Annotated in this window: 5 protein-coding genes; 3 read left to right on the top strand and 2 right to left on the bottom strand. The window is 73.3% G+C overall.

What is annotated here, in order from left to right:
- Window position 1: 1 nt before the first annotated feature.
- Window positions 2-1,255, bottom strand: coding sequence for an RNA polymerase sigma factor (locus QOZ89_RS42135; protein WP_312629791.1), 1,254 nt, complete (start codon window positions 1,253-1,255; stop codon window positions 2-4).
- A 1,028-nt stretch (window positions 1,256-2,283) separates the two neighbouring features.
- Window positions 2,284-4,308: a protein kinase family protein gene (locus QOZ89_RS42130; protein WP_312629789.1), complete on the bottom strand. Its 2,025-nt coding sequence runs from the start codon at window positions 4,306-4,308 to the stop codon at window positions 2,284-2,286.
- A 313-nt stretch (window positions 4,309-4,621) separates the two neighbouring features.
- Between QOZ89_RS42130 and QOZ89_RS42125 the strand changes: the two genes are divergently transcribed.
- Genes QOZ89_RS42125 through lipA form a run of 3 tightly spaced genes read left to right on the top strand, consistent with a single transcriptional unit; the run spans window position 4,622 to window position 7,072 of the window.
- Window positions 4,622-5,353: a Type 1 glutamine amidotransferase-like domain-containing protein gene (locus tag QOZ89_RS42125; RefSeq protein WP_071048972.1), complete on the top strand. Its 732-nt coding sequence runs from the start codon at window positions 4,622-4,624 to the stop codon at window positions 5,351-5,353.
- A gap of 55 nt (window positions 5,354-5,408) precedes the next feature.
- A complete protein-coding gene (gene lipB / locus QOZ89_RS42120; RefSeq protein ID WP_241841739.1) occupies window positions 5,409-6,116 on the top strand; it encodes a lipoyl(octanoyl) transferase LipB in 708 nt (235 codons plus the stop codon).
- The gene (gene lipA, locus QOZ89_RS42115) at window positions 6,113-7,072 is read left to right on the top strand and encodes a lipoyl synthase (protein ID WP_312629787.1); all 960 of its coding nucleotides are present in this window, start codon (window positions 6,113-6,115) and stop codon (window positions 7,070-7,072) included. The genes lipB and lipA overlap by 4 nt, the downstream gene beginning before the upstream one ends.
- Window positions 7,073-7,293: the final 221 nt, after the last annotated feature.

Here is a 7,293-nt window from a genome sequence, read left to right as displayed (position 1 = left end):
CCTATTCGAGGTAGTCGCGCAGCTTCTGGGAGCGCGACGGGTGACGCAGCTTCGAGAGAGTCTTCGACTCGATCTGCCGGATCCGCTCCCGCGTCACCCCGAACTCCCGACCGACCTCCTCCAACGTCCGAGGATGCCCATCCGTCAACCCGAACCGCAGCTGGATGACCTTCTTCTCCCGATCCGACAACGTGTGCAACACCGAGTCCAGCTGCTCCTGCAACAACAGGAAACTCGCCGCGTCCACCGGCACCACGGCGTCGGAGTCCTCGATGAAGTCCCCGAGGTGGGAGTCCTCCTCCTCACCGATCGGCGTCTCCAGCGAGATGGGCTCCTGGGCGACCTTCTGGATCTCCCGGACCTTGTCCGGGGTCAGGTCCATCTCCTTGGCGATCTCCTCCGGGGTGGGCTCACGGCCCAGGTCCTGCAGGAGCTGCCGCTGGATCCGGATCAGCTTGTTGATCGTCTCGACCATGTGGACCGGGATCCGGATCGTCCGCGCCTGATCCGCGATCGCCCGCGTGATCGCCTGCCGGATCCACCACGTCGCATACGTCGAGAACTTGTAGCCCTTGGTGTAGTCGAACTTCTCGACCGCCCGGATCAGACCCAGGTTCCCCTCCTGGATCAGATCCAGGAACAGCATCCCCCGGCCGACGTAGCGGCGGGCGATGGAGACCACCAGCCGCAGGTTCGCCTCGACCAGTCGGCTCTTCGCGACCTCGCCGTCACGCTCGACCCACGACAGGTCCTCGCGCAGCCGGACCGCCAGGCCGCTGCCGGCGGCGAGTTTCTCGGCGGCGAACAGGCCGGCCTCGACCCGCTTGGCGAGGTCCACCTCCTCCTCGGCCGTCAGCAGCCGGACCCGGCCGATCTGGGAGAGGTACTGGCGGACACTGTCGTGCGACATCCGGTCAGCGGCCGACGCCGCCGCGGGCGTCGGGCTGGCCTCCTGCTCGTCGGGCTCGTTCTCGGCCTCGGCGGACGCGTCGAACTCGGCGTCCTCCTCGTCGTCGTCGTCACCGCCCGCCGCGCGCGGGGCCGGTGTCGCCTCGGCTGGCGCCGGCGTCTTGTCGGCGTCGGCCTTGCGACGCCCCGCCCCGCCCGGGCCAGCAGGCCGGCGGGACGGGGCTTTCGTGGCCTGCCGAGGGGCCTGCGCCGCTGGCTGCCCCGCGCCCTGGGCGCCGGGCTCCTGCGCTGACGGCTGCCCCGAAGACTGCGTGACAGGCTGAGTCGCGGGCTGTGTCAACGCCACCCCTCCCGAATCCTGTTGCCGGAATGACGATGATGAACCGATCTGGCGTGATCGACCGACCTACAGTAATCGCCAAAGCGGCCGGGACCGGTAGATGCGCGCTCGATTTTCAAGATCGCACCTCCTTTGGTCGGCCCGCCCTGCCTGATCTGGTCGTTTCGTCGCGCCGGACTGTCGTCGGGCTCACCGTCGCCGCGCATCCAATGTATTGACCGAACTACCGTGATGTAGTATAGTGGCGAGGTTTCGCCCTCAAGGATACGACACAACTCGCGGTGAGTGGGTAGCGAGGCTGTGGCCCGGTTCGACGAGGCGGTCCTCGCTGTTCCCGGCCCCCCGGCGGTGACCGGTGGCCGCCCGACGGCGGCGCGGATTCCCGGCGGCTCCCGGAGCGCGTCGACCGGGGAGACGTTCACCCGATCTCCTGCTCGGTGCCCGGAGAATCTCGCTTCGCACGGGGGCGGGCGCGGGCGCCCGACCGCGGGTCGGTCCCCTGAAACTCCCGGTGGTGGGTGGAACAGCCCAGGCTCCCGGATGTCACGCTTCGGCTCGCTCCGATCCTCGCGGGTCGGCATGGCTGACCCGCATACTTTCGCACTTGGGCGACGGCTGGACCGGCGGCACGCGGAGACGACGGCACAAGGACCCTCCGCCCTGCCTGGCCGGACTCGCCCATAGCGCCCATCTCCTCGCCTGCCGACGTCACCGGGCCCGGCGACGCCGAGTCCCCGACGGCGGCGTGATCGTTAGGGGAGCGCAGCCATGGTCGCACGATCTCGCCTCCGCCACCACAACCGTCGTCTTTCTCATCGAGTGGTAGGCCGGGGAGTGCCGCGCGCCGGAACGCCCGGTCCTCGGCAGTTCGGCCGCCCGCCGCGTCGCGTCGCGTCGCGGACCTCGCGGGAACTCCGGGCTCCGCCGAACGGCGGGAACCTGGTGCCCTGTGCCCCGGTGTTCCCGCTCCGGTGCCCTGGTGCGACGCGGACACGTCGGTGCCGAGGACGACGCTCGTGGGCCTGCTCCGGTTGTCAGGCGGCGGTTACCCGCTGAGAGATGCGCCAGCCGGCCGTGGTGCGGACCAGGGTGACGTCGTGGCGCTCGGGCGCGGCCTGCTCCTTGCGCAGGAGCACCTTGCCGCTCGCGTCCAGGATCTCGTAGGCGTCCAGCTGGTCGGTGACCCGCAGTACCGCGCGGTCCTGGGTCTGCTCGCGGATCTGGAGGTCCAGGACGCGCAACGACAGCCCGGAGACGTGGCCACCCTGGCTGGCGACCTGGCGCAGGAGGGCCAGGTCGGCGGCGTAGACCGCGCTGCCGACCTCGTAGACGTCGGCGAGCGCGGACTCGTTGGCCTGCTCGAAGGCGCGGCCCCTGGCCGCGTCCAGACCGGCGAGCACCGTCTCCCATGCCTTCTCCGGCGGCTGGCTCGCCGTCGCTGGCGTCGTCGCCGACGGCCTGGGCGCGCTCCCGCTGGCCGAGCTCCCGCCGCCGGGAGTGACCGCGCCGGATACCGGGGCACCCACCTCGTCGTGCGTGCCGCCGCCCGAGGTGCTCAGCAGCACCGCGGCGACAGCGACCGCGACGAGCCCGACGACCCCCGTGAGCACCAGCACCGGGCGTGACAGCCGGCCGCGCCCGCGCGCCTCCCGGCTGCCCAGCCGGGGCGGTGTGTGGGCCCGGTTCCGGCCCGCGGTGCCCGCGCGCCCGTCCGGCCGGGCGCCTCCCACCCGCGCGCCCGACCGGACGTCCGGCCCCGCCGCGGTGCCAGGACCGCCGCCGCGTGGCGCCGTCGCGGGACCTCGCCCGGCGCCGGGAGTCGAACCGTCCGTGGGGCGGCCGCCGGGGAACGGCCGGGGGGCGCGGCCGCGCGGGCGTCCCTCGCGGATCGGGGGTGCCGACCCGGGAGGCCTGGGGTGCCTAGGGCCTGGCGGTTCCGGCCGGGGCAGTATCGGCAGGACGTCGACCTCCGGGTCGACGACGGCCCCCTCGACGACCGTGCCGTCGGCCGCGGGCTCGTCGTCCATGACGGATGGGCCGATGATGACGGCGTCGACGACGTCGTCGTCTTCGCCTCCAGTGCCGGTGCCGAACGTCTCGTGGACGGCGCCGCCGCCGTACCTGTCGTATCCGTCGTCCTCGTCCTCGTCGTGCCCGCCCTCTCGGCCTGGGTCGCCCGGCTCTGCCTCGGTGGCGCGCGCCTGGGCGTCATCTGTGGCCAGGATGCCGTCGCCGCCCCGGGGACGGAGCTCCTCGTCGGGAGGCGGCACCGGTGGCGGGGGGTCAATCATCTGGACGGGGGCCGGGCGGGCGCTGTGCGCGAGCGCCGAGGCGAGCTCCGCCGCGGTGGGCCGTCTGGCCGGGTCGGGCACCAGGGCGGTCGCCACGGCGACCGCCACCGCCGCGGCATCCGGCCCGGTCGCCCGCGCCATCGTGTCGAGCAACAGGTCCGCGAGGTCGTACACGTCGCCCGCCGCCGTCGGCGCGGGCCCGCCGGCCGCGAGCGCGCGCAGCGCCGCGACGCCGATCCCGGCGAGCTGGGGCCGGCCGTTCGGCTCCAGCAGGATGTCGGCCGGAGTGAGCGTGCCGTGCGCGAGGCCTGCCTCGTGCGTGGCCGCCAGCGCCTGCGCGACTGGCAGGCCGACCGTGACGACCTCGCCCGGCTCCAGCCGGTCACGTGCGGCGAGCAGCCTGCGCAGGCTCACGGCCTCCGGTACCCGAGCCATCACCACCGCGAGGCCGTCGTCGACCTCCTCCACCGCGAGTACCGGCACCAGGTGGGCATGACTCAGCTGGATGAGACGCCGCCCCGCGGAGGCGGCCCGGCCGCGCCTGACAGGGTCGGCCGGCAGCCGGATCAGCCGGACCACGCACGGGGTGGCGTCGTCGTCGAGTGTCGCGGCCCAGACCTCGCCGGTACCCGCGTCGCCCGGCCATCCGCCGAGCGTCACCCCTGGCACCGTCGGCGGCGCGGGCGTCTCCGCCCCGCCCGGCGGCCCCAGCTCGTCCGGGCCGTCGGGCGGGGGAGGTTCTGGCCCATAACCGTGGGTCGACGTCACAAACCGCGACGCTGGCCGATTGGGATAGCGATGTCCCGGGTTCCGCGCAAGTTGTGGATAACTTCCTGCCATGCGGTGCTGATCCCGGCCGCACCGATCGTCGGAGCGGGGCCAGCGCGGCACCTCGGCACCGGCACGTCGGTCTGATCCGCCGCTTGGCCACCCATCACGGACCTCCTCGCGAACCTCCTGGCTGGCCTGCCGGCGGGCGGCTCGGCTTCGCCGGTCCGGGAGGATCCACGGGAGCCCCGCGGATAGGTTGGGATCGAGGCCGGACCGGCCCCAGGTCCCGCCCTAGGACTGGAGCGCAGCGGTGAACATCCTCGCGACGAGCGGCGGCTACCGCCCGGACGGGCGCTACGGGGCCCGGATCGGGCCGCTGATCGAGCATGCGATCGCCCTGTCGGGCGCCGGTGACCGGCCGCGGGTGTGCCTGCTGGAGACCGCGCTCGGCGACGACTCGGCGGCCTACGCCCGCTGGTACGCGGCGATGTCGCGCGACCGTCCCGACGTGCGGGCCAGCCACCTGGCGCTGTTCCCGATGCCGAACGTGGACGACGTCCGCGCACACCTGCTCGGCCAGGACGTCATCTGGGTCGGCGGCGGAAGCGTCGCGAACCTGCTCGCGGTGTGGCGCGCGCACGGGCTGCCGGAGATCCTGGCCGAGGCATGGCGGGCCGGGGTGGTGCTCGCGGGAGTGTCGGCCGGCTCGCTGTGCTGGCATGTCGGCGGCACGACCGACTCCTTCGGCCCCGACCTGCGGCCGGTGACGGGCGGCCTTGCGCTGCTGCCGTTCAGCAACACCCCGCACTACGACTCCGAGGCCGCCCGGCGCCCGCTCTACCAGAAGCTCGTCGGCGACGGCGTGCTGCCCGCGGGCTGGGCCACCGACGACGGGGTCGGCCTGCACTTCCGCGGTACGGAGCTCGTCGAGGCGGTCGCCGACCGGCCGAACGCCAAGGCCTGGCGAGTCCAGCTCGGTGAGGACGGCGCGGTCGTCGAGACGGCCGTCGAGCCCCGGCTGCTACCAGACCCGCACGGCTGAGCCTCAGTCCTTCGCCCGCTTCTACTTCTGCCCCGGCCCGGCGCGAGGGGTCCCGGTGGCAGGTAGGCTCGGGCGGGTGGATGTCCTGCGGTTGTCCGTAGTGCCGTATGTCGAGGCGTGGGATCTGCAGCGTGACCTGGCGGCGAGGCGGGCCGCGGGGGACGCGCCGGACACGCTGATCCTGCTGGAACACCCCGACGTCTACACCGCCGGCCGGCGCACCGAGGCCTGGGAACGCCCGCTCGACGGCACCCCGGTCGTCGACGTCGACCGAGGTGGCAAGATCACTTGGCACGGCCCTGGCCAGCTCGTCGGCTACCCGATCGTGGCGCTGCCCCGGCCGCTCGACGTGGTCGCCTACGTCAGGGCGCTTGAGGGCGCGATGATCGCCGTGTGCGCCGGGTTCGGCGTGCCGACCCATCGGGTTGAGGGGCGATCGGGCGTCTGGACGATGGACGACCAGCGAAAGCTGGGCGCCATCGGCATCCGGGTGCGCAAGGGCGTCACCTACCACGGCTTCGCGCTGAACTGCTGCCCCGACCTGGAGGCCTTCAGCCGGATCATCGCCTGCGGGATCACCGATGCGAGCGCCGGCAGCCTCACCGGTGAGCTGGGCCGGACCGTGACGGTCGCCGAGGCCCGACCGGTCGTCGAGCACCACATGCTCCATCACCTCAGCCACCTCCTCACCGGCGGTCGCCCGTCCGACGGGGACGGCGCGGTCCTGGCGGCGCACGAGCCGACGGCGGCGGTGTCCGCATGAGCGCGGTGGCGCCGGAGGGGCGCCCGCTGCTGCGGCTGGAGGCGCGCAACGCGGCGACGCCGATCGAGCGCAAGCCGCCGTGGATCCGCACCCGGCTGCGCACCGGGCCGCAGTACTCCGACATCAAGAACCTGGTCCGCGCCGAAGGCCTGCACACGGTGTGCGAGGAGGCCGGCTGTCCCAACATCTACGAGTGCTGGGAGGACCGGGAGGCGACGTTCCTCATCGGCGGTGATGTCTGCACCCGCCGGTGCGACTTCTGCCAGATCGACTCCGGCCGGCCGGCCCCGCTCGACCGGGACGAGCCCCGCCGGGTCGCCGAGTCGGTGCGCACGATGGGCCTGCGCTACGCGACCATCACCGGTGTCGCCCGCGACGACCTGCCCGACGGCGGCTCCTGGCTGTACGCGGAGACGGTCCGCGCCGTGCACGAGATGTCTCCCGGTACCGGGGTCGAGGTGCTCATCCCCGACTTCGGCGGCCGTCCCGAGCAGCTGGCCGAGGTGTTCGGCGCCGTCCCAGAGGTGCTGGCGCACAACGTCGAGACCGTTCCCCGGATCTTCAAGCGGATCCGGCCGGCGTTCCGCTACGAGCGCTCGCTGGAGGTCATCGGCGCCGCCCGCGCGGCGGGGCTGGTGACGAAGTCGAACCTGATCCTCGGGCTCGGCGAGACCGACGACGAGATCGAGACGGCGATGGCCGACCTGGTCGCCGCCGGCTGCGACCTGCTGACCGTCACCCAGTACCTGCGGCCCACCCCGCGTCACCATCCGGTGGAGCGCTGGGTCAGGCCGGAGGAGTTCGTCGCGTGGGCGCGGCGAGGCGAGGAGCTGGGCTTCGCCGGTGTGCTCGCCGGTCCGCTCGTCCGCTCGTCCTACCGCGCCGGCCGCCTCTACCAGCAGGCGATCGCGGCCCGCCGCCAGTCTCCGGACGCGATGACCGCCCCGACCGCCTGAGCACCGCCCGCGTATCCAGTCGGATACGCGGGCCCGGCAGACATCCCATGGGCTCGGATGTCCAGCCACAGCTGGTGACGGCGCATTGGCGCAGTACCTACCCAGCCACCTCGTCAGCCCGGTCCCAGCTCTACCACCGCCATCTGCCAGGGCCCGGTACCACGCGGGGAGGGCGCTCAGCGCCCGACACGGGGCGAGCGCGTCCAGCGTCTCGCCCCGAT

It is taken from the genome of Pseudofrankia coriaricola (assembly GCF_032027725.1).
In the GTDB taxonomy this organism is placed as follows: domain Bacteria; phylum Actinomycetota; class Actinomycetes; order Frankiales; family Frankiaceae; genus Pseudofrankia.
The sequence above is the reverse complement of the archived record's forward strand: the minus strand, read 5'-3'. Positions and strand labels throughout refer to the sequence as shown.

Excerpts from the sequence above, each read along its gene's own strand:
- lipA (WP_312629787.1), top strand. The coding sequence starts at position 6,113 with ATGAGCGCGGTGGCGCCGGAGGGGCGCCCGCTGCTGCGGCTGGAGGCG.